General features: G+C 51.2%; 22 protein-coding genes and 1 tRNA gene. 9 read left to right on the top strand and 14 right to left on the bottom strand.

Annotated elements, in window-relative coordinates:
* The first annotated feature begins 78 nt into the window (after window positions 1-78).
* Window positions 79-822 carry a hypothetical protein gene (locus C9J03_RS14790; protein WP_231580611.1) on the top strand — a complete coding sequence of 248 codons (744 nt, stop codon included), beginning with the start codon at window positions 79-81 and terminating at the stop codon, window positions 820-822.
* A gap of 228 nt (window positions 823-1,050) precedes the next feature.
* Here C9J03_RS14790 and C9J03_RS14795 read toward each other — a convergent pair whose 3' ends face one another.
* The 4 genes from C9J03_RS14795 to C9J03_RS14810 all read right to left on the bottom strand — a co-directional run bounded on the left by C9J03_RS14795 (window position 1,051) and on the right by C9J03_RS14810 (window position 2,914).
* Entirely contained in the window at window positions 1,051-1,653 is a 603-nt protein-coding gene (locus tag C9J03_RS14795) for a 2OG-Fe(II) oxygenase (protein WP_044620565.1), read from the bottom strand.
* 88 nt (window positions 1,654-1,741) lie between these two features.
* Complete coding sequence (locus C9J03_RS14800; RefSeq protein ID WP_044620564.1) at window positions 1,742-1,957, bottom strand: TIGR02450 family Trp-rich protein; 216 nt, start codon at window positions 1,955-1,957, stop codon at window positions 1,742-1,744.
* Window positions 1,958-2,238: 281 nt separating this feature from the next.
* Window positions 2,239-2,529, bottom strand: a complete 291-nt coding sequence (locus tag C9J03_RS14805) for a DUF3303 domain-containing protein (RefSeq protein ID WP_044620563.1) — start codon at window positions 2,527-2,529, stop codon at window positions 2,239-2,241.
* A gap of 145 nt (window positions 2,530-2,674) precedes the next feature.
* Entirely contained in the window at window positions 2,675-2,914 is a 240-nt protein-coding gene (locus C9J03_RS14810; RefSeq protein ID WP_044620562.1) for a hypothetical protein, read from the bottom strand.
* A gap of 175 nt (window positions 2,915-3,089) precedes the next feature.
* Here C9J03_RS14810 and C9J03_RS14815 point away from each other — a divergent pair, with 175 nt between their 5' ends.
* Window positions 3,090-4,250: a DUF4382 domain-containing protein gene (locus C9J03_RS14815; RefSeq protein ID WP_082060422.1), complete on the top strand. Its 1,161-nt coding sequence runs from the start codon at window positions 3,090-3,092 to the stop codon at window positions 4,248-4,250.
* 83 nt (window positions 4,251-4,333) lie between these two features.
* Here the strand turns inward: C9J03_RS14815 and C9J03_RS14820 are convergent, their stop codons facing one another.
* On the bottom strand, window positions 4,334-4,585 hold the full coding sequence (locus C9J03_RS14820; RefSeq protein ID WP_231580610.1) for a hypothetical protein: 252 nt from the start codon (window positions 4,583-4,585) through the stop codon (window positions 4,334-4,336).
* A 33-nt stretch (window positions 4,586-4,618) separates the two neighbouring features.
* Complete coding sequence (locus C9J03_RS14825) at window positions 4,619-5,518, bottom strand: LysR family transcriptional regulator (protein ID WP_044620561.1); 900 nt, start codon at window positions 5,516-5,518, stop codon at window positions 4,619-4,621.
* A gap of 138 nt (window positions 5,519-5,656) precedes the next feature.
* On the opposite strand from C9J03_RS14825, the gene C9J03_RS14830 reads away from it, so the two are divergent.
* Complete coding sequence (locus C9J03_RS14830) at window positions 5,657-6,634, top strand: zinc-dependent alcohol dehydrogenase family protein (RefSeq protein ID WP_044620560.1); 978 nt, start codon at window positions 5,657-5,659, stop codon at window positions 6,632-6,634.
* Window positions 6,635-6,714: 80 nt separating this feature from the next.
* On the opposite strand, the gene C9J03_RS14835 is transcribed toward C9J03_RS14830, so the two are convergent.
* Window positions 6,715-7,257, bottom strand: coding sequence for a nucleotidyltransferase family protein (locus C9J03_RS14835; RefSeq protein WP_044620559.1), 543 nt, complete (start codon window positions 7,255-7,257; stop codon window positions 6,715-6,717).
* 14 nt (window positions 7,258-7,271) lie between these two features.
* Window positions 7,272-7,604, bottom strand: a complete 333-nt coding sequence (locus C9J03_RS14840) for a tRNA-binding protein (RefSeq protein ID WP_044620558.1) — start codon at window positions 7,602-7,604, stop codon at window positions 7,272-7,274.
* A gap of 333 nt (window positions 7,605-7,937) precedes the next feature.
* Here C9J03_RS14840 and ebgR point away from each other — a divergent pair, with 333 nt between their 5' ends.
* The 5 genes from ebgR (at window position 7,938) to C9J03_RS14865 (ending at window position 15,953) form a co-directional block, all read left to right on the top strand.
* Window positions 7,938-8,921: a transcriptional regulator EbgR gene (ebgR, locus tag C9J03_RS14845; protein ID WP_044620557.1), complete on the top strand. Its 984-nt coding sequence runs from the start codon at window positions 7,938-7,940 to the stop codon at window positions 8,919-8,921.
* Between the two features lie 317 nt (window positions 8,922-9,238).
* Window positions 9,239-12,343: a beta-galactosidase subunit alpha gene (ebgA, locus tag C9J03_RS14850; RefSeq protein ID WP_044620556.1), complete on the top strand. Its 3,105-nt coding sequence runs from the start codon at window positions 9,239-9,241 to the stop codon at window positions 12,341-12,343.
* A gap of 14 nt (window positions 12,344-12,357) precedes the next feature.
* Complete coding sequence (locus C9J03_RS14855) at window positions 12,358-12,810, top strand: beta-galactosidase subunit beta (RefSeq protein ID WP_044620555.1); 453 nt, start codon at window positions 12,358-12,360, stop codon at window positions 12,808-12,810.
* A 94-nt stretch (window positions 12,811-12,904) separates the two neighbouring features.
* A complete protein-coding gene (locus C9J03_RS14860) occupies window positions 12,905-14,338 on the top strand; it encodes an amino acid permease (RefSeq protein ID WP_044620554.1) in 1,434 nt (477 codons plus the stop codon).
* 187 nt (window positions 14,339-14,525) lie between these two features.
* A complete protein-coding gene (locus C9J03_RS14865; RefSeq protein WP_044620553.1) occupies window positions 14,526-15,953 on the top strand; it encodes an amino acid permease in 1,428 nt (475 codons plus the stop codon).
* A 111-nt stretch (window positions 15,954-16,064) separates the two neighbouring features.
* Here C9J03_RS14865 and C9J03_RS14870 read toward each other — a convergent pair whose 3' ends face one another.
* The gene (locus C9J03_RS14870) at window positions 16,065-16,328 is read right to left on the bottom strand and encodes a hypothetical protein (RefSeq protein WP_044620552.1); all 264 of its coding nucleotides are present in this window, start codon (window positions 16,326-16,328) and stop codon (window positions 16,065-16,067) included.
* 120 nt (window positions 16,329-16,448) lie between these two features.
* Entirely contained in the window at window positions 16,449-17,477 is a 1,029-nt protein-coding gene (locus tag C9J03_RS14875) for a linear amide C-N hydrolase (protein ID WP_082060421.1), read from the bottom strand.
* A gap of 155 nt (window positions 17,478-17,632) precedes the next feature.
* On the opposite strand from C9J03_RS14875, the gene C9J03_RS14880 reads away from it, so the two are divergent.
* Complete coding sequence (locus C9J03_RS14880; protein ID WP_044620550.1) at window positions 17,633-18,307, top strand: Crp/Fnr family transcriptional regulator; 675 nt, start codon at window positions 17,633-17,635, stop codon at window positions 18,305-18,307.
* Between the two features lie 75 nt (window positions 18,308-18,382).
* Here C9J03_RS14880 and tsgA read toward each other — a convergent pair whose 3' ends face one another.
* From tsgA to C9J03_RS14900, 4 genes are all read right to left on the bottom strand, one after another.
* Complete coding sequence (tsgA, locus tag C9J03_RS14885) at window positions 18,383-19,555, bottom strand: MFS transporter TsgA (protein ID WP_044620549.1); 1,173 nt, start codon at window positions 19,553-19,555, stop codon at window positions 18,383-18,385.
* Between the two features lie 76 nt (window positions 19,556-19,631).
* Window positions 19,632-20,342, bottom strand: a complete 711-nt coding sequence (gene deoD, locus C9J03_RS14890; protein ID WP_420813010.1) for a purine-nucleoside phosphorylase — start codon at window positions 20,340-20,342, stop codon at window positions 19,632-19,634.
* A gap of 245 nt (window positions 20,343-20,587) precedes the next feature.
* A tRNA-Ser gene (locus C9J03_RS14895) sits at window positions 20,588-20,678 on the bottom strand.
* A gap of 103 nt (window positions 20,679-20,781) precedes the next feature.
* Window positions 20,782-21,297: a SixA phosphatase family protein gene (locus C9J03_RS14900; protein ID WP_044620548.1), complete on the bottom strand. Its 516-nt coding sequence runs from the start codon at window positions 21,295-21,297 to the stop codon at window positions 20,782-20,784.
* Window positions 21,298-21,382 lie beyond the last annotated feature (85 nt).

The following is a 21,382-nucleotide window of genomic DNA, read 5'->3' on the forward strand; positions in this document are numbered from 1 at the left end:
AAGTCGCCGAAAACCCAATTAATGCTAGCCTTTAGTTTGCAGTTAAAATCTATCCCCAGACAAATGGTAGGAATGAACATGAACATAATTGCTAAATCAGCCGTGCTTGCAATTTCAACCATTGCTTTCATTTCCCCCGCGGTCATCGCACAACAATTATCGGACGCCGATTTACAAGCAGCGATAGAAGCAAAATTAACCGAACAATTAAAAGATGAGAAAGTAGCAGCCCACACAGCTGACTTTATTATGAAAAACCTACTGACCTGGCAAGGGGAACCCCTATCGCTTGATCAAGCAGACAGTATTATTGCCTATGCCTTTGGTAACCGAATTGCCGAAAATGGCAACCAGTCGCCCGGTCCGATGAACAAAGCGCTGGCAGATACGGTTGTGGAGATTTACAAGCAAACCGGCAAGCCGGTATATGCCCAGTGGGAAATTGCCCAGGAAATTGGAGATCGTATTGATGAAAAGGATCTCACTGCCATCTATCCCAAAGTGGGCGCTGACGGCACCATCATCTACCTCAGTACGATTGGCGTTGCCGAAGAGATAGTTAAACTGGCCGGAGGAACTGATAAACTCGGTAAAGCCGTTGTGGTCGGTTTCTATGAGCACAGCCTGCGCACTATCAACACCTCAAAGGATGCCGGTATCGATGCCTATGCCCCCGAGGGGATCGAGCTGCCGAACGACTACGACAAGGAGTCAGGCCAGCCTTGGACCCGAGACCCGCTGATCTTTGTCATGCATGAGATCCGCAACCGGGGCACCAACGAGCGCACACGGCTCATCGAACAGGCTAACCAGGAAAAATAACTCGCTTGTTTCTAGTCCCCCGCAAGCGGGGGACAAAGGAAATTTACATTGTAAAGTGACGGCATTAATTGCAGATAAAGGATATCTGACAGAGGTGTTAAAGAAAGGAACCGAGCAAGCGAAGGAAGAATCGCAACAAACACTCGATAAAGTAAAAACGGCGTTTGGGCTGAATTTGCTATGAAATAAATAGCCATACCCTGTTATCTCAGGGTATGGCTAAAGACATTACTGCGCGATATCGAGCATGTTATTTTTCACGCCGTTGGTGCGAAACCACCCCGCGATACTGAAGCGCTCGACATTGGTCGGCAGTACCTCATGAGGAAACTGCTCGGACAGGAACACAAACAGGCGGCCTGATTTAGGCGCTAGCTTCATCAATTCCTTGTCATCCAAGTCATAGACCACCAGCTCGCCACCATCCTGTTCATCCCAGCTGTCATTCATATAGAACACTGTCGTTAAGCGGCGATTCTCATTGCCACGAAAACAGTCTAAATGCTTCTGGTAGAAGTCACCTTTTTCATACTTGGCAAAATGGGCTTCATATTCAAATAGGCCGAGAAAAAAGTGCTGGTTGACCTCTCGGCGGATAACTTCCATACGCTCCAGGTAATCTTGTACCGCGATACCTTGATCTGCCGCTAGCCAATGAATTTTGTCACTACGAATCGATGATTCACGAGCCACTTCATCGTTACGGCCAATTCGGGCTTGGGTCCATTGCTCCGGCAAACACAATTTGAGCTCACTCACTTGCTCAGGGGAGAGAAAGTCATCCCAAACAAAATATCCCTGGGTCGCCAGCGCATCGATTAACTTCTGCATCACGTTTTCACAAAATTAGAAAAGAATGCGCGTTATATAACCAATCTCACAGAGCGACAATTCAGATGTTTAATCCTGACGATGAGAATTACTTCCAGCCCATTATCCAGCGGCTGCTATCTTTGAGCTCACGCCAATCAAGCTCAAACATTCGATGATTGATCACCGCTTGAATTAGGCAGTAGACGACTTTTTGGTTGTCGTCATATTCCACATCGATCACCATAAAATGCTTCTCTCGCCCTTCGACTTCCACTTTGGTCCATTTGCTTCCATAAAGGGATTTAGGGTGTACCCGATTCATGGGGAGCCTCCAACAAAACGCTTTTACCACAATACGTAATCTAAACGACCATGGTTTTCTGCTCAAGGGATGACTTTAGGTTCTAAAGTCATTGTGAGGATGTATAGGGGGAAATTTCGCGAATGCTGCAAGGTAAGCGCTTCAGGAGAAGATTCTGCAATACAAGAAAGAACAGCACTCCGGGCCATCCTTCAGCCTTCCTCTTTCCACCAAGTCATCACATCACCTAAAGCGGAATGAGGAAGGCGCGGTTTATATCAGGCTTTGTTCTTAATTAAAGATTACAACGAAAGCCTTTCACCCATTTCTCGGGCCATGGCGTCATCAACCACAGGCTGCACCGTGATCTCCATTTCACTGTTCCACTTCAACGCATAAGCGGTCACGGCCTCGATACTGTCAGATTCTACGATACACACGCCCGTGCCACTGACCAAGTCATGCCAGCGGCCAACCAACTTGATATCCGGCCCCATCAGTGCCTTGTCTTGCTCTTCTGTCAGTTTGGAAAAGTGCGCCAGCACAGGATGCAACCGCCCTTGATAAAGCTGCCAAGATATCAGGAAAGTCATGGAATACCTCTTCAATCACATATCAAACGTGTTGAGAGTATAGTCACTGATACCCAGCCTATATCTTTATTGCTGGGTATCTACATTTGCAATATGGGAATCAATTTGGGAGGAATAAATGGCGATAATACTTCATTAGCGATTTTCAAAGAAAAACAAAGCATTGGATATACTGGAAGAAGCGCGTGCGTTTCATTCTACGCACTTTGTCTAGCGCCTCATCTTTTCTCAACTGTTGGCTATCGCACATTGCATCGATATATGAACGATCTGTTGAGCTCAGGCGGTATATCTCACGCTCAATAATAGTAATGCACTCTGACTTGGTATAACCAAGCGCCTGCAACTCATGGACGGCTGGCATATCAATACTGGACAGTTTCATTATTTTCTCCTTTACAGAGAAGTTAGAAGTACACGGCTTATATCCAGCATAATTTATGCCGATAGTTCCCCATTTTGTGAAAACCTACCCAAGCCTAGTGCGTCTGACAATCTGATGACATACCTATCTGCACCATTCTATATATTCCGCCAAAATAGTTTCGGCAGGATTTATCATGAAAAGCAATAAGTTACTCCTACCTTTGGTACTGAGCAGCATCCTTGTTGGCTGTGGCTCCGACAATAATGACAATGGCGGAAACGTACCGGGGCCAACAGACGCCACCTTGAACTTTGGCGTGATCAATCAGCTCAGCTCCCCGGCAAGCGCCAGCAAAAGCCTAATTGAGACAAGTGATTACAGCAGTACAAACTGCAATCACGGCAAATGTCTCGATGACATTGACGAAGCCGTCATCGCCTTCAATTATGTCTACCTGAAAAAAGTCAACGGCAACGGCGGTGACGACGCCACCTGCGATCAGACCGGGGAGTGCGAGGCGTACCACATCACTTTCGAGCAAGAAGCCAATGAGCTACGCATGATCGATGTCATGAATGCCAACGGTGACAATGCCTACCCGCTTTTCCAAGACTTGAAACTATCGCCGGGTGACTATGAGATGTGCCTGTATATCAATGGTAAATACGAAAGTGGTACGCAGGTAGAAGTTGACTATGACTCACACGTCCGTGATATCGACGGTAGCTATCTTTACCTAACCACACCAAGCCAGGGTTCGTGTGCCGGTGCCAAGCCGCCGCAAAATGCCCGCCCAACCGGCCGTCTGGTCAGCCAGCCGTTTACGGTACAAAAAGGCTACAACAACCTGGCATTCTGGTTTAACTTGGAAGAAACCCTTCAGTACAATAAAAACCATGACTGGCGCTTCCTCGGCAACAAAGATTTCGAAATCGTCCATGTCGATGATATCGCCCCGCGACTAGGCCATATCCGCGGTACCATTGACATCGACACCATCCAAAGCGTGTGTCACGACAACAACTTAGATGCTGTGGACGCGGTTTACCTGTATCGAGGCGCTACCGAGCAAAGCCAGATGCTAGGCTTCCACGATCCGAGAATCGGTAATGAAGGCGAACGCCGCCCAGTAGAGTTGGCTGCAGTTGCAGTTCCTCTGGTTGAAGACCCATCGGGTATGCAGGCACAATTCAGCTTCAGTGATGTGTATGCCGGAGAGTATGCCGTCGGCTATACCTGTACCGCCCAGCACGACACGGAAGAAGCGAATGGGTCAGGCTTTGAAATCTACGACTCGATCAACAACATCATCGTTGAACCGGGCCGAACCATCGGCGTGACATTTTCTCTATAAGCCATAGACATAGACATAGATTAACACCAAACAAAAAGGCCGCACCCGCGGCCTTTTTCTTACCCCGTCCCGTGGCACAGTTGCTAGCCAATATTGATATCGCCATTTCGGACCATTTTGCAAAACTGCGAGTAATCGTGGCTATAGGCACAAAATGCTTGAGGCAAGGTCGAGCCCGCCAGAAAATCATCAAATGCTTTGCGGGTGTCATCTGGCAACCCGGTCGGATCAACGACTTTGAACGGCGTATCCGGAATCGTAAATTCTTTCAGCTCAGGGAGCATGGAGTCAAAATCTGCAGCCATAGGTTCATCACCCTCAACAGTTGTGTTCATGATGCCTTCTGAGTATAGCCAATGCCACTGAGCTCAAAGCTCCTGTTTGTTGCCGTGTATCTTTTCGATCAGATAATCAATGAACACCCGCACCTTGGGTGGAACCATCTCCCGCTTGAGATAGATGGCATAGGTCGCCGTTGGCGTCGCCTGCGGACTGAAGCGATATTCCGCCAGCACCTGTTGCAAGCGGCCATCTGCCAGCTCGCTGGCAACAGCCCAAAGGGGAATGAGCGCAATCCCGCAATGGCTGAGCAACAGTTGTTTCTGACCGTTAACCGTATTGACCTCTAGCCCACCGCCAATAGACAACTTCTCCAGCTCTTCGCCGATCAAATACCAATGCTGCCATCCGGCATAGCCGTATCGAATACAGTGGTGCTCCGTTAAATCCTGCGGACAGTTCAGTTCTGGTGCCAGCTCGAGGTACTCGGGGCTGGCACAGAGAATAAAATCATTGTTCTGCAGCTTCCTGGCGACCAGCGAAGAGTCTGCCAGCTCCCCGCTTCGGATCGCCACATCAATATTGTCTTCAATGAGATCTTTCACCCGCTCGCTCAACTCGATGCGGATATCCACCTCGGGATAGCGCCGACGGAACTCGTTGATCAATGGCAGAAGGACCACTTCGCCATACCCCACCGTGGCACTGACCACCAGCTTGCCCTTCGGGATATCCTGCAGATCATTGATGGTCCTGCGCGCTTCATCGAGACTGGCAACAATATGCTGAGAATAACTGTAAAAGGTCTGCCCGGCTTCGGTGAGCGATACCGTTCGGGTATTGCGGTTAATCAGCCGAACCCCAAGTTCCTCCTCCAGCGCCGCCAATTGGCGGGAAACCGAAGAAGGCTGGACATCAAACACCCGGCTGGTTTCAGAAATACTGCCGGTTTCCACCACGGCATTAAAATATTGCAGTCGTTTGATCATCTTTACCTCCAATCACGGAGCAGTATTCTACCTAAGCATATTTTGCATAAAAGACAAAATATACTTGTCTTTTAATGCATGGATTGCAGTTAACGCAATCAATAGACTGGCCCCGCTTCAACAAACGAGGGTTAAACAATGAAAGCGATGATTATTGATTCACTGGGCGATGCCAATGTATTCCGACAGGTCGAGCGTGATAGGCCCAAGGCAAAAGCAGGCCATTTGGTGGTCGAGGTAAAGGCAACCAGTGTCAATCCGCTTGATACCATGCTTCGCTCGACGGAGACGCCATGGTCAGCCAACCTACCGGAGATCCTGCACGGTGATGTCGCCGGGGTCATCGTCGAAGTGGGCGAGGGCGTTGAGCAGTTCAAGGTCGGCGAGGAAGTCTATGGCTGCGCCGGCGGTATCGCAGGCACCAACGGGGCACTTGCCGAGTACATGCTGGTCGATGCCGATTTGATGGCCCACAAACCCGAAACGCTGTCGATGCGCGAGACGGCCGCACTACCACTGGTGTCAATCACCGCCTGGGAAGCACTCGTCAGCAAGATGATGATCAAACCCGGTGACAATGTACTGATCCACGGCGCAACCGGCGGTGTCGGCCATGTTGCGGTGCAGCTGGCTAAAGTGCTGGGGGCAACCGTCGCCACCACCTCACTGGCGAAAAACCTCGACACAGCCAGCACATTGGGGGCCGACCATGTGATCAATGCCGAACAGCAATCGGTCGAAGCCTACACCGAGCAGCTCACAGGCGGATTGGGCTTCGATGCCGTCTTCGACACCATTGCCGGCGACCACATCCAGAACAGTTTCAAGGCAGCCCGCTACAACGGCAAGGTCGCGACCATCCTGCCAATCAGCGATCCGCTGCAGGTCGCCCTGAAAGGATTGAGCTTCCACAGTGTGCTGATGCCGATCCCTCTGGTCTATGGCATCAACCGCAAGGCGCACGGTGAAATCCTGGCCCACATTGCCAAACTGGTCGACGATGGACAGATTAAACCTCTGGTTGACGACAGCCAGTACAGTATTTGGGACGTTGCCCAGGGCCACCAGCGTTTGGAATCCAAGCAAGCTGTCGGCAAAGTTGTGCTAACCGCCTAACTAGATTCGGAACCCCTCACTGCTGTTGCCAGCTGAGGGGATTTTTTGTCTGTACCTTGAACAAGAGCTAGATCAAGCCCCTACATCACCTGCAGTTTAGGCCAATGTTCAAGCCAGTTCTTGCCGTTCAGCCGTTCGGTAAAAAGCGAATACGGACGTTTGGGGTTGGGGGTAAGCTGCAACTCAAACAATGATTCAAAACCAAAAGCCGCGATGCATTCATACTCCCCCTCGCCGGTAAGCCGAACGCCTACCGCCGTCTCTTTTTCAGGCCAATAACTCATCGCATCCAATGTACTGGAATACGGGGTGTCGCCATTGCGCAGATGCATCCGTGCTTGGTTGCGCACCTGCCAGTGGCAATCCGGCAGCATCTGCGTCAGTTGACGCTCATAAAACAGATATTGATTGGGATCGTCTTCATCGGGGTCGAAATACACCACATCGACATCATTGAGCGGTGTAGGCTCGCTATAGTCATGCAGGTGATCCCAAACCAGATTGCGGACAAACCCCGCTGCCAAGTAGCATTGCGGCAGGTTTAGCTGGCGAGCGCATTGCAGCGCCCTACACCTATCGGCATCTTGAATAAGCCACTTAGCAATCCGTGCTTCTGCCCACATACAGAGAGAGCTCCCTAGACGATCTTGACCCCCGCCGGCATCGCACGCTCGGGGGTCAGGAGTACACTTTCCGACTCATCATCGGTTTCGGCACAAAGCAGCATACATTCAGACGTTTCACCGCGCATCTTGGCTTTGGCCAAGTTGCACAATACCACCACCTGCTTACCCATCAACTCTTCTTCCGTGTAGTATGGCACCAGGCTGGTCACGGTCTGCAACGTTCGCTCGCCGACATCGATTTGAACAATATACAGCTTGTCGGCATTTTGGTGACGAGCCACTTCGATGATCTTACCGGTTCGGATCTCCAGTTTGGCGAAGTCAGAGTAAGCAATGGTTTCCATGATGCATTTCCTTATAAGTAAATTTTACTAAAACACCTTTAACTTACCAGAACCCAGGCAGATGGCAAGCAGTCACGTTCTTTTTTTGACCCATGCGCGCACAGTGCCATCAAGTCGGTTATTAGGTAACGTATTATACCCATTGGTAATAATCAAAAATGCGATGTCACCGCTGAATACCTCTCAGTTATCAATCATCCACTTAGCCGTATCGCCCGCGGTTTATTTGAAATGATTTTAGTAAAACGTAGAACTTCACCAACGAGTTTGTTTACAATAAGTCAATTGATAGACCGCTCACGGTGAGTGAGCCTTGCCAATGGATACAAGTAAATGGCGACACTGAAAGATATCGCGACGGAAGCGGGCGTATCTCTGGCGACGGTATCTCGCGTTCTCAACGACGACCCGACTCTCAGCGTTAAAGAAGAAACCAAGCACCGGATTCTCGAGATCGCTGAAAAGCTGGAATACAAAACCAGCACCTCCAAGGCCCTGGCGACCAGCAAAAAACAACAGCAGCACTTCTTGGCTGTCTATAACTACAAGCAAGAAGCTGAGGTTAACGACCCCTATTACCTCTCTATCCGCTATGGTATTGAGACCCAGTGCGGCAAGTTAGGCGTTGAGCTAACCAACTGTTACAACGGGGAAATTACCAATGAAAACGGTAAGGTTAGCGGCATTATTCTAGTTGGTCGTAACAGCTCGAAAGTACTCGAGAAAGTAAAAACGCTGTCGGACAACATCTGCTTTGTGGATTTCAGTGATCCCCACTCACCTTATGACTCTGTCGATATTGACCTGGCAAGGGTCAGCAAGGAAATCACCGACTTTTTCATCGAACAGGGCTACCAGCGAATTGGCTTTATTGGCGGGCAGGATCTACCGGATGTGGCCGATATTCGCGAAGAAGCCTTTGCGGAATACGGCCAGCTTAAAGGCGTCGTCTCCAGCAAGGATATCTACCGCGGCGACTTCTCCAGCTCATCCGGCTACAAGTTAGCAATAAAAATGCTTGCGACCGGTGATTATCCGTCGGCCTTGTTTGTGGCTTCAGATTCCATCGCCATCGGGGTATTACGGGCAATTCACGAGCACGGCCTTAAGATCCCTGACGATATTGCCCTAATCAGTGTCAATGATATCCCAACCGCGAAGTTTACCTTCCCGTCACTGTCTACGGTTCGTATCCACTCTGAAATGATGGGTATTCAAGGGGTTAACTTGCTGGTTGAAAAAATCCGCGACGGCAGGACATTACCGCTGCAAGTGTATGTGCCAAGCAAGCTCAAGTTGCGCGATACCACGAAGTGATTTATAGCTTTTACATTACGGCTTAATATCTTATAAGGCGCTGATATACAGCGCTTTTTTTGTATCGCTCTTCAAAGCCTGCCCACCAGTCAGTCCCCTCTCCCACTCACTCTGCTAGGTAAAACCGCTTCTCTGTCAATTTTCTTAATCACCATCACACTATTGAGCGAACCAACAGTTAAAACCGTGATCAAGTTAAAGCATCGAAGTTTTACCGATTCAATTTAGTAAAACTTTTACTAAACTGATTCCCAAGTTACCTGGCCAACATCCTGGTCATGGCAAAAAATACATCGGTATCGAACCGGAGGCATTTCGTGAACAACTGGGAAAACTTCCTTCACCTACATGAGAACCGACTTGCACCACGTGCATACTTCTTCTCGTACAACTCCCTCTCCAGCGCACAGACTTTCCAGCGAGAGCTAAGCAGCCACTACATGCTGCTCAGCGGCCAGTGGCAGTTCCAATACTTTACCCACCCGCTGTTGGTGCCAGAGGCGTTTTACTCCCAGCCAATGGCTGACTGGGGCCACATCACTGTCCCTAACATGTGGCAGATGGAAGGCCATGGCGATCTGCAATACACCGACGAGGGTTTCCCTTTCCCTATCGATGTCCCGTTCGTCCCAACCGATAACCCAACCGGTGCTTACCAGCGTACCTTCACACTGGGCGAAAACTGGCAAGACAAGCAGACCATCATCAAGTTCGACGGCGTCGAAACCTACTTCGAAGTGTACGTAAACGGCGAATACGTCGGCTTTAGCAAAGGCAGCCGCCTGACCGCCGAGTTCGACATCAGCCAATACGTTAAGCAAGGCGACAACCTGCTTTCGGTACGTGTGATGCAGTGGGCTGATTCCACCTACATTGAAGATCAGGACATGTGGTGGACAGCCGGGATCTTCCGCGATGTGTACCTTGTCGGCAAAGAGCTGGTGCATGTCCAGGACTTCACGGTTCGCACTGATTTTGCAGAGAACTACCAGCAAGCAACGCTATCTTGCGCAGTCGAGCTCGAAAACCTGTCTGCAACTCAGGCATCAGGCCTTATGTTGGATTACGCGCTGTATGACAAGGGCCAGATCATTGCCGAGGGCGCATGCCCTGAGCTGACTATCGATGCCAATTCACAGGTACAGGCACAGACACAATTTGCCATTGAGCTCGATAACCCGACTCACTGGACAGCCGAAAATCCTTACCTTTACCAGCTGATCCTGACGCTTAAGGACAATCAGGGCAACACCCTGGAAATCATCCCACAGCGTGTCGGCTTCCGTGACATCAAAGTGCGCGACGGCCTGTTCTACATCAACAACCAATACGTCATGCTGCATGGCGTCAACCGTCACGACAACGACCACCTCAAAGGCCGTGCTGTCGGTATGGATCGCATCGAAAAAGATCTGATCCTGATGAAACAGCACAACATCAACTCGGTCCGTACCGCGCACTACCCTAACGACCCGCGCTTCTACGAGCTGTGTGACATTTACGGCCTGTTCGTCATGGCTGAGGCCGATGTCGAAACCCATGGCTTTGCCAATGTCGGCGACCTGAGCCGAATCACCGATGATGCCGAGTGGGAGACCGTCTTCGTAGACCGTGCAGTGCGCCATGTCCACGCCCAGAAGAACCACCCTTCAATCATCATGTGGTCACTGGGTAACGAGTCTGGCTACGGCTGCAACATCCGCGCTATGTATAGCGCCACCAAGGCGATTGATGACACCCGTTTGGTGCACTACGAAGAAGATCGCGACGCAGAAGTGGTTGATGTGATTTCAACCATGTACTCCCGCGCCCAGTTGATGAACTACTTCGGCGAGCACCCGCACGAGAAGCCTCGCATCATCTGTGAGTATGCCCATGCCATGGGTAACGGCCCGGGCGGCCTGACCGAATACCAAAACGTGTTCTACCAGCACGACCATATCCAGGGACATTACGTGTGGGAATGGTGTGATCACGGCATTCTGGCCCGTGACGAAAACGGCACCGAGTTCTACAAGTACGGCGGCGACTACGGCGACTACCCGAACAACTACAACTTCTGCATGGATGGCCTGATCTACCCAGACCAGACCCCGGGCCCAGGCCTGAAAGAGTACAAGCAAGTGATCGCACCGGTGAAGATCCGTGCTATCGACGAACAGGCTGGCAAGTTCCTGGTCGAGAACAAACTGTGGTTCTCCGATCTGAACGACTACACCATCACCGCCGATATCCGCGCCGAGGGCGAAACCCTGCGCACCGTGCAGTTCAAAGTTGAAGATCTTGCTGCCAACACAAGCCGCGAAATCACGATTGCTATCCCAGAGCTGGACGAGCGTGAAGTGTTCATCAACTTCACGGTGCGCAAAGACAGCCGCACGCTGTACAGCGCTGCCAACCACGAAATTGCGGTTTACCAGTACCCGCTTAAAGAAAACACCGCGACCGAAGCGCGCTTTATCAATCACAACGCCACACCGCTGATGGTGGAAGAGAGCCGCCTGAACACAGTGATCTCCGGCAACAACTTTGCGCTGACCTTCTCGAAGATCAACGGCAAGCTGACCTCGTGGGTGGTCAACGGTGAAGAGCTGATCAAGTCAGAGCCTAAGCTGAACTTCTTCAAGCCGATGATCGACAACCACAAGCAAGAGCACGAAGGCCTGTGGGAGCCAGCCCACCTGCAAATTATGCAGGAGCACTTCCGTAGTATCAACGTGGTTAAAAACGCCGACGCCGTTGACATCACCACCACCAGCATCATTGCTCCGCCGGTGTTTGATTTCGGCATGCGCTGCCAGTACCGCTACCAGATCAACGCCGCAGGCCAGCTCAATATTGAACTGAGCGGCGAGCGCTACGGCGACTACCCGCATGTCATTCCGGTTATCGGTCTCGACTTGGGGATCAACAGCGACTTCGACCAGGTGAAGTACTACGGCCGCGGCCCGGAAGAAAACTACCAGGACAGCAAGCAGGCCAACCTGATTGATATCTACCAGAGCACCGTTGCCGACATGTTCGAGAATTACCCGTTCCCGCAAAACAACGGTAACCGCCAGCATGTTCGCTGGGCAGCCCTGACCAACCGTCACGGTGCCGGCCTGTTGGTCAAGCCGCAGCAGGAAATCAATTTCAGTGCATGGTTCTACACCAACCAGAACCTGCATGAAGCCCAGCACACTATCGAGCTGGTCAAGAGCGGCTATATCACCCTGAACCTTGACCACAAGTTGATGGGCCTCGGCTCCAACTCGTGGGGTAGCGAAGTGCTCGACTCTTACCGTGTCTACATGGATGAGTTCCGCTACGGCCTCACCCTGATGCCACTGCAAGCCGGTGATTGCAGCGCGCAAGCCATGGCAGGCCATGACTTCGGCAACGGCTTTTTCACCGCTCCATCAACCCAAGACAACCAGTAAACGAGGCGACAATCATGATCGTGCTAGAGAGCCTAGAGCAATTCAAAGAGGTATACCGCGATGGCCGTAAATGGAATCGCTGTGTCGAAGCGATTGAAAACATCGCCAATATCAAAGATGGCGTAATGCACTCCATCGGCGATTCGCTGGTTTACATGATTGAAGACGGTGTTGCCCGCAACACCGGCACCTTCGAAGGCAACCGCCGTTACTTCGATGTGCACTACTACCTGGAAGGCCGTGAAACCGTTGAGTTCGCTGACAAGTCAGAGCTTGACGTGGTGGAGGCCTACCGCGACGAAACCGACCGCGAATACCTGCAAGGTGCCGGCGAAACCCGCGAGCTGTACGAAGGCCAAGTGGCGATTTGCGACAACCACAAAGCGTATCGCTTCCACGGTGACAACCGGGTACGCAAGGTCGTGCTGAAAGTGACCATCGAAGATGGCTACTTCCTTAACAAGTAAACAAGACATTCAAAAAAATAATAACAGAAGGGCCCGGCCTCGGCCGGCAGCCCTTCCAATACCCTAGATATAACGTGACTCTTCGGAGATTAAAATGTCTGATACAAAACGTAATACGATAGGCAAATTTGGCTTGCTCTCCCTGACATTTGCGGCAGTGTTCAGCTTCAACAATGTCATCAACAACAACATTGAGATTGGCTTGGCCTCAGCGCCGATGTTCTTCCTGGCCACGCTGTTTTACTTCATTCCGTTCTGCCTGATCATCGCGGAATTTGTTTCGCTCAACAAAGATTCAGAGGCTGGGGTCTATGCCTGGGTGAAAAGCTCGCTGGGTGGCCGCTGGGCGTTCATCTCGGCCTATACCTACTGGTTCGTTAACCTGTTCTTCTTTACGTCGCTGCTGCCAAGGGTAATCGCCTATGCGTCGTATGCCTTCCTCGGTTACGAATACATCCTGACGCCGTTTACTACCACGGCGCTGAGTATGATCCTGTTCGCCTTCGCCACCTACGTTTCGACCAACGGTGCGAAGATGTTAGGTCCCATCACCTCTGTGACGTCCTCCCTGATGCTGCTGCTGACCATGTCCTACATCCTGCTGTCGGGCGCCGCACTGATCGGGGGGGTACAACCTGCTGATCCTATCACTGTTGAGGCAATGATCCCGGAATTCAGCTGGGCCTTCCTCGGTATTACCACCTGGATCTTCATGGCAGCCGGTGGTGCCGAATCCGTCGCGGTTTACGTTAACGACGTCAAAGGCGGCTCCAAGTCTTTCGTCAAGGTGATTATCGTGGCGGGCATTATCATCGGTGCCCTGTATTCCGTGGCTTCTATCCTGATCAACGTGTTCGTATCAAGCGACGCGCTGAAATACACCGGCGGCTCGGTGCAGGTGTTCGAGGGTATGGCCAGTTACTTCGGTCTGCCGGAAATCCTGATGAACCGCTTTGTCGGCTTGGTGTCCTTCACCGCGATGTTTGGCTCGCTGCTGATGTGGACGGCGACCCCGGTAAAAATCTTCTTCTCTGAAATCCCTGAAGGCATCTTCGGCAAGAAGACCGTCGAGCTGAACGAAAACGGTGTGCCTGCCCGCGCGGCATGGGTGCAATACGCCATTGTCTTCCCGCTGATGGTGATCCCTACACTGGGCTCGGATACGGCGCAAGACCTGATGAATACCGTGATCAACATGACCGCTGCGGCTTCAATGCTGCCACCGCTATTCATCATGCTGGCCTACCTCAACCTGCGCCTCAAGCTCGACCACCTGGAGCGTGACTTCAAGATGGGCTCGCGCAAATTAGGTATCGCCGTGGTGTCGGTTCTGATCGGTATCTTCTCGATCGGATTCCTCGCGTCTACCTTCCCGACCGGCGCAGACATCATGACCATCATTTTCTACAACGTGGGCGGCATCGTGATCTTCCTTGGCTTTGCCTGGTGGAAGTACAGCCAGTACGAGAAGTCCCTTGGTGATGAAGAGCGGATGAAAGAAGCCGCACCGACATTAGCCACGGAGTAACCCCAAAATCAAATGGCAGAGGAAGCCCATTGTGCTTTCTCTGCCAAGCAAGGCAAAGGCAACAGATAACTAATTGGACTTCGCAACCAAGTGCTGTTATACCCAAGTAACCGTCGGACACCTCCAGGTTACTTGGGTATAACCACACAACATCAGTCCTAACAGACACAAAATAACGGAGGACACAATGTCTGAATCCTTACGCGGCACGATTGGCAAATTTGCGTTGCTATCGATGACCTTTGCGGCAGTTTTCAACGTGCGCAACATCGTAAACAACAACATCGAGCTCGGCTTGAGCTCCGCGCCCATTTTCTTGCTGGCTACCGTGGTCTACTTTATCCCGTTCGTGTTCATTATTGCCGAGTTTGTATCGGCCAATAAGAACTCCGAGTCGGGAATGTACGACTGGCTGAAAAAACCTCTGGGCACCAAAGCAGCTTACCTTGGCTCTTTCCTTTACTGGTTCGTTAACCTGTTCTGGTTCGTATCGCTACTACCGAACGTTATCGCCTATGCGTCCTACGCTATGCTGGGTTACGAATACACCTTCTCGCCAATGGTCACCTCGCTAATATCAATCGTTTTGTTTGCGGCGGCTACCCACATCTCCACCAAAGGGGCGTCTTGGCTGGGTAAAATCTCCGAGATAGTGGCCTACGGCGTATTCGCGTTGTTCGGCATCTATGTGCTTGGTGCTTTAATGGCACTGAGCGGCGACTATACGCCAGCCCAGCCAATCACCATGGAAGCCATGAGCCCGACCATCAACTGGGCAACGCTGGGTATTATGTGCTGGATCTTCCAGGCAGCAGGCGGCGCTGAAACAGCGGCAGCCTACCTCAACGACGTGAAAGGCGGCCACAAGTCATTCATCAAAGTCATCATTGCCGCGGGTATCGCAATCGGCGCGATGTACGCTGTGGGCTCATTGCTGGTCAACGTCTTCGTCGCCCGTGAAGATCTGACCTACGCCGGCGGTATGGTCGAAATCTTTACCGGTATGGCGAACTACTTCGAGATTTCCCAGTCTCTGGTTGGCCGCTTTGTCGGTATCGTTCTGTTCATCGCCATGTTCGGCTCGATGATGATGTGGACCGCAGCTCCGGTAAAAATCCACTTCTCTGAAATCCCTAAAGGCGTCTACGGCGAGAAAACCACTGAGCTTAACGAACACGGTGTACCTGTGCGCGCCGCATGGTGGCAGTTTGCCTTCGTATTTGTGATGCTTATCGTCAACGGCTTCGGCTCTGAGTCGGTACAGGACATGATGAACCAAGCCATCAACCTGACAGCCGGTACCGCAATGCTACCGCCAATCTTCATCATGGCGGCCTACTTTGTGTTCCGCTGGAAATACGATGACACCCCTCGCGATTTCCGCATGGGCTCGCGCAAAGTCGGTATGGCAATTGTGTCGGTACTTATCGTTATCTTCGTGGTGAGCATGACCGCATCAGCCTTCCCAACGGGTGTTAACCTGGTCCGCGCGTTCTTCATCAATGTATTCATGACTGCGGTCTTCTCTGCCATTGCATGGTGGTGGATCTCCCGCTTTGAAAAAAAGCAGGCGGGCAAGCTGGCTGTTACTGAGCAGGAAACAGTCACTCAGTAAAATCGTTTCCCACTAACGACAAAGCCCGCCGTGTACGTCAACGGCGGGCTTTGCCCTCTATAAGGCAAAAATACACGGAGCGCCCGGATCCCAAGACGCCATCGATTGACATCAAGCTGTCACTAGGCTCAGAAGAAAAAGAATAAAAGGCAGACTGGCGACAACCGTTGCCGTTTTTCTGGCATTTTGATTGAGCCTGTCGGACTGCAATTGGATCTCCAGCATCATCTTCTCTTCGTACTGAGTGGTAGTGCTTGCTGGGATCTCCACGTCAGGAATCGCCTTCTGGTTGATTTTCTCTATCGCGACCTTTGCCTTAATGTCCCCTTCCAACAACGCTCTCTCAACAAGTTGATTGATCCTATTACTCAACATGATTGACATCCAGCATCATGAATTTACCCAAACAGCGTAAAAGCCCCCTGCAACAAGTGTAGAACTAAGTAACTTTGTTTATTAGATTATGTGGCCACAGGCGTATCAATCGGCCTCCCTTTACTCCGCAGATAACATAAATTCATCCGGGTAGCGGGCAATGTCTTCAACGGCCTGAGCAGGAAAATGTCGCCGGTATGGCCGATACGTTTTGGTCACGATGCGCCGGTTGTCCTTTAACGAATAAGGCGAAAATTCCAGCTTGTCGCCGCCAGTTTGCAAGCAAGAGAAATCACTACTCAATCGCTTATCCAATGCCGAAAAATCCCACCGTTCCAGGCTTAGATTAAAGCCTTTGCCATTTTCATAGCGCCTAAACTTCATTTCCTTTGTCGCGGGAAGAAAAAGCACCTGCCAACAGGTTCTGAAACTGCTCGCACCGCGAAATAAATGCAACATCGGGTCCCAGAACCTCCCGGCTATCGCCACCCGGTCAAGACCTATCGAAACAAATGACTCAGGCTCCACACCGTTGCAATAAGACAGGCTGTACGTACTCAACCGGCAATAACGGGAAAAAGAGCTGTTATCATCAGTCCTGCTCGCTTGGCTCTGGTCGTGCTGGCGGCTGCTTGACAGGCTATGATTGGTAAGCACCAAGGGTTGCCCCTCCCTGAACCGGGTCACTTCGACCTGGCCGCGAACAAACTCAATCACGGCCCCCTGGCCAAAACTGTCCGCGACAACGTAATGCAACGGAATAAATTGGCTATGAACTTTAACAGTATCCAAACTCGCAACGACATCATCAACGCTTTGGCTAACATCTAATTGGTATTGAATCCACTGCAACTCCCCCAGCACAGTATCCGTGGCGGCCAGTGGCGGATACGCGGCATCTCGCTGCTCGAGCAGATGAAGACTCAGCCCCGATTCATTGATCCCTCCGCTCGGCAACTCACAGCCAAACTGTACTAACGTGGCAGAGCCATAGAGACTCTGCCAGCGGAACACTCCACCTTGGGGTAACTCACTCCATTTTTGCAACCTGCGCGGGTTGATCACCACCATCCCATGGTCAAACTGAAAATCATAATTCACACCCAATACTGACTGTCCGGCTGACATTACCCCCAACGAAGAACACATCCCTTTTCTCCTGATACCGTTAACGAGCCCAATACTATGCCATTAATTGCTTATTGATGGCGCGGGATCTTCTTCTCTATTTGGAGTAAATGCAGCCTCCCCTTTTTGTGATAGCATGCTCGTCCACTGCTGAAGTCAGTTTCCAAGGTAACTCAATGCAACTACAAACCCTAGGCAAAGGACGTTTTGAATCGGAATGGAGTCAGGATAAACAGCTCATCGAACAGACGATTCGAGATTGTATCTGCACGCGCCGTATTTTCGATGAGAACGAAAAGCTCCTAACCCAAGGCGAACACGTTGAAAACCTGTATCTTGTCGACTCGGGAAGAATATCGATGGGCATGACAGCCCGTAACGGCAAGACCTTTCAGCTCGGGACTCTTGAGTGCGAACAACAGTTGTTCGGCGAGATGGAGTTCTTCACGGGATATCGGTGTCAGATGGATATTGTGCCTGTCGAACCGGTTGACGTTGCCATCATCGATCCCCAGAAGCTGCAGCGCTGCCTGCTGGAGCAACCCCGCCTCTCGCTCTACTTTGCCAGTGCTATCGCCATCGATTACCAAGATACGGTAGAGATCCTGACCCGGCGCATGCTCTATCCCATTGCTTACAATGTGGCATATGACATCTATCACCAGTACCTCAATGATCTTCCCGTTGACGGCTTTCAAAAGAACTACCTTGAGGCTGAGCGGTTTGCGACCTCTGACCGCGTGTACCGGCGTGCGGTCAACGAGCTGGAAAATAGAGGCTTTATCGCCAAGGAAAAGAAAGGGCTACGCATTCTTGATTTAGACGGCTTGCGCGCGTTCGTTGAGGGCTAGTATTCCAGTTGAACGGCAAAGAAAAAGGCCTGCACCACGCAGACCTTTTGCCGGTTTGATAATCTTTAAAGACGGTTAGGCCGCTTGCGCTTGGCTCGCGTCGGCGGTTTTGTATTTCACCGAAGCCACCAGCATGGCAACAATCACCGCGTAAATCACCGGAATCGAGTACATTACCGTTTGTAGACCGACCACGCTCTCCATGACCGAGCTGATTGCCGGGCTAAACATTGCACCGGCACTGCCGCTGATCAAGATGTAAGAAACGTTTTTGCTGGTTGCATTACGTACGAAAGACACACCATAAGCGATAAATGCGTTGTACAGCGCCGCACAGGCAAAGCCGTAGCCGTATGTGAGGTAAGAGATCCACTCCAGCTTCTCCGTGACAACGATAACGCCGGTCAGCACCATCGCGACAGAAATGATAGTCAGCAGGAAATATTGGATCTTCACCCGGGACACAATCACAGTCGAAACCAGTGCACCGATCAGTGCCGCCGACCAGTATTGCGTGATGATATTGCCAGCTTGCTCGAATGGGATATCGAATTTCGTCTGCACGAACATCGGAGCCCATGTCAGGAAGGTATACAGCGCCAGCATGCCAAGGAACAGGCCCACACCGCCACTGATGATGCCGAAGTTCCATTCTGATTTCGCTTCTTGCTCTGTGCTGCTGTCACCGCTGCATTGGTTGAAGTTTGTCAGTAGGGCAACAAACATGGTCGCCAGAGCCACAACCCCGACGCTGAGGTAACTGATGCTCCAGTTCATTGCGTTGGTCAATGCATAGGTGGTGATCATCGGGAACACGACACCGGCAATGTTAAAGGTGGCATCCTGCACGACCAGGATCGTGCTTTGGATTTTGTCTTTCCATACCGACACCACGATAGTACCTGCAATACAAAGACCGACGCCGCCACAAAAACCGATCACCGTCATGCAGAGCATTACGATAAATAGCGAGGGTGCTGCGTATAAACTCAAAGCGGCCAGTGCAATCGCGCCGTAGCACAGGACAGTGATACGCTTGATGCCTATCTTTTCAATCAGGAAGAAAGCCGCAATGGTACCGGCCAGTGCCCCCCCGTTTAGCAGCGAGAAAATCGATGCGACTTCGTTTACATTGGCGCCGAATGCATCGGCGATAGGTTGGATCAGCATACCGAACTGGGTGGCGAAGCCTGCCATAATGAAGTTGGCGAGGAAGCTGATCGCGGTGAGTGTCATTTTATTATTCATTGCTCACTCCAAGGGCTCATTGAGGAGATGTTCTTAAAATCATGGAGAGCCGAACCTGCCGGCCCTCAGTGTAGGGTTAAGCCTTAATTGCGGTTTCCAGCGCAATTTCAATCATGTTATTGAACGACAGCTGGCGCTCTTCCGCCGTGGTCTCTTCGCCCGTGATGCAATGGTCAGACACAGTGAGGATCGCCAGCGACTCGATGCCATGCTGGTGCGCAAGGCCGTACAGACCCGCCACTTCCATATCGACACCCAGTACCCCAAAGCGCTCCAGGGCCGGGATCAGATCTTCGTCTGGATCGTAATAAAGATCGCCAGTAAACACGTTACCGACTTTGACATCAATACCCTTCTCTGTCGCTGACAGGTAGGCATTGTGCAGCAGTTCAAAGGTTGCCGACGTCGCCATGTGATAACCGCTGCTGCGCTTGGCGTTGGTCGGAGAGTCGGTGCCTGCCGCCTGGGCCAGAATCACATCGCGCATGTGTACATCTTTCTGCGTTGCGCCCACGCTACCGATACGGATGATGCGTTTGACGCCGAAGTCATTGATGAGCTCGTGGCCGTATAGCACCATCGAGGGAATGCCCATGCCGTGACCCATGACCGAGATAAGCTGGCCTTTGTAGTAGCCGGTATAGCCAAGCATGTTGCGGATATCCGTCACCAGCTTGGCATCTTCGAGGTAAGTTTCAGCTATGTATTTAGCGCGTAGCGGATCGCCCGGCATGATTACGGTTGAAGCAAAATCTTCTGCAGAACCTGCGATATGAGCAGTCATCATTGTTTCCTCTTTCGTTCTGATGGCGCCATCATAGTGAGGAGGAAGAGGAAATTTTCAGGACAAAAGTCCGCTTTGGTCGGCTAGCTTCTCAAAAATGGATGATTACAGCGTGAGGGAACGGTGCATTAAGCTAGCTTTTTTGAATGTGGAGGAGCGCTTTAGGTATGGTGGATTTGATTCAAATCCCTCACTCAGAACTCAATGCATACGAAAAAGGCCTTGTCTTGCGACAAGGCCTTTGAATGTGGCGGAGAGATAGGGATTTGAACCCTAGATACGCTATTAACGTATGCCGGTTTTCAAGACCGGTGCTTTCAACCACTCAGCCATCTCTCCGTAAGTGCGGCGTATGATATACAGCATTCACAAGGCTGTAAACCCCACAACAACTGTATGGTTATAGTTTCAGCAAAATCCAGCCAAACGACTTACTAATCAATCACCCGATATCTTTCGACGTGCTATCTGGCCGGGGCCGCTTGGGGTAATCATAATAGAACAAGGTCCCCTGCTCTTCGGCAATGGCCTGCCAGCAATCAACCTCGAAACCAAACACTGCCACACCACAGGTAGGGATGTTGTCACCTTTGAAGCCGAACATTTGCGCGAGCATGGTAATGGCGGGGTTATGGCCCACCAGCATCAAGCGATCGACCACATCACTGCTCTCGTGGATGATATCCATCAGTTCAAATGCCGACTCGGTATAAACCTTAGGGTTTGATTCGAGCTTGGGGGCACACTCCAGCCCCTGTGCAAACAAATAGGCCGTTTGGGCGGCACGCAGCGCAGAACTGGTGACAATTAGCTGCGGGCCCTGCTGCCAGCCATTCAAGCGGTGGATCATTTTGGGAATATTTTTCAGGCCACGGTTGTTGAGAGGACGCTCGTGATCATCCAAGGTGGGGTCACCCCATTGAGATTTACCGTGACGGACTAAAAACAATAATTTCATTGCTCTCCCCTTGTTAAAACAGGCCACACTCAGAAACCCCATCAAGCGCGGGCCTGCTCAAACCTTCTACATCCTGGCTCCTTCC

Origin of the sequence: Photobacterium gaetbulicola (genome assembly GCF_003025515.1) — a bacterium.
Lineage (GTDB): Bacteria > Pseudomonadota > Gammaproteobacteria > Enterobacterales > Vibrionaceae > Photobacterium > Photobacterium gaetbulicola.

Excerpts from the sequence above, each read along its gene's own strand:
- C9J03_RS14835 (WP_044620559.1), bottom strand. The coding sequence starts at position 7,257 with ATGTGGGCAGAAGCACGGATTGCTAAGTGGCTTATTCAAGATGCCGAT.
- C9J03_RS14880 (WP_044620550.1), top strand. The coding sequence starts at position 17,633 with ATGCAACTACAAACCCTAGGCAAAGGACGTTTTGAATCGGAATGGAGT.
- C9J03_RS14825 (WP_044620561.1), bottom strand. The coding sequence starts at position 5,518 with ATGATCAAACGACTGCAATATTTTAATGCCGTGGTGGAAACCGGCAGT.
- tsgA (WP_044620549.1), bottom strand. The coding sequence starts at position 19,555 with ATGAATAATAAAATGACACTCACCGCGATCAGCTTCCTCGCCAACTTC.
- ebgR (WP_044620557.1), top strand. The coding sequence starts at position 7,938 with ATGGCGACACTGAAAGATATCGCGACGGAAGCGGGCGTATCTCTGGCG.
- C9J03_RS14815 (WP_082060422.1), top strand. The coding sequence starts at position 3,090 with ATGAAAAGCAATAAGTTACTCCTACCTTTGGTACTGAGCAGCATCCTT.
- C9J03_RS14865 (WP_044620553.1), top strand. The coding sequence starts at position 14,526 with ATGTCTGAATCCTTACGCGGCACGATTGGCAAATTTGCGTTGCTATCG.
- deoD (WP_420813010.1), bottom strand. The coding sequence starts at position 20,342 with ATGATGACTGCTCATATCGCAGGTTCTGCAGAAGATTTTGCTTCAACC.
- C9J03_RS14790 (WP_231580611.1), top strand. The coding sequence starts at position 79 with ATGAACATAATTGCTAAATCAGCCGTGCTTGCAATTTCAACCATTGCT.
- C9J03_RS14810 (WP_044620562.1), bottom strand. The coding sequence starts at position 2,914 with ATGAAACTGTCCAGTATTGATATGCCAGCCGTCCATGAGTTGCAGGCG.
- C9J03_RS14900 (WP_044620548.1), bottom strand. The coding sequence starts at position 21,297 with ATGAAATTATTGTTTTTAGTCCGTCACGGTAAATCTCAATGGGGTGAC.
- C9J03_RS14800 (WP_044620564.1), bottom strand. The coding sequence starts at position 1,957 with ATGAATCGGGTACACCCTAAATCCCTTTATGGAAGCAAATGGACCAAA.
- C9J03_RS14870 (WP_044620552.1), bottom strand. The coding sequence starts at position 16,328 with ATGTTGAGTAATAGGATCAATCAACTTGTTGAGAGAGCGTTGTTGGAA.
- C9J03_RS14855 (WP_044620555.1), top strand. The coding sequence starts at position 12,358 with ATGATCGTGCTAGAGAGCCTAGAGCAATTCAAAGAGGTATACCGCGAT.
- C9J03_RS14805 (WP_044620563.1), bottom strand. The coding sequence starts at position 2,529 with ATGACTTTCCTGATATCTTGGCAGCTTTATCAAGGGCGGTTGCATCCT.
- C9J03_RS14820 (WP_231580610.1), bottom strand. The coding sequence starts at position 4,585 with ATGAACACAACTGTTGAGGGTGATGAACCTATGGCTGCAGATTTTGAC.
- C9J03_RS14860 (WP_044620554.1), top strand. The coding sequence starts at position 12,905 with ATGTCTGATACAAAACGTAATACGATAGGCAAATTTGGCTTGCTCTCC.
- C9J03_RS14840 (WP_044620558.1), bottom strand. The coding sequence starts at position 7,604 with ATGGAAACCATTGCTTACTCTGACTTCGCCAAACTGGAGATCCGAACC.
- C9J03_RS14875 (WP_082060421.1), bottom strand. The coding sequence starts at position 17,477 with ATGTGTTCTTCGTTGGGGGTAATGTCAGCCGGACAGTCAGTATTGGGT.
- C9J03_RS14830 (WP_044620560.1), top strand. The coding sequence starts at position 5,657 with ATGAAAGCGATGATTATTGATTCACTGGGCGATGCCAATGTATTCCGA.
- C9J03_RS14795 (WP_044620565.1), bottom strand. The coding sequence starts at position 1,653 with ATGCAGAAGTTAATCGATGCGCTGGCGACCCAGGGATATTTTGTTTGG.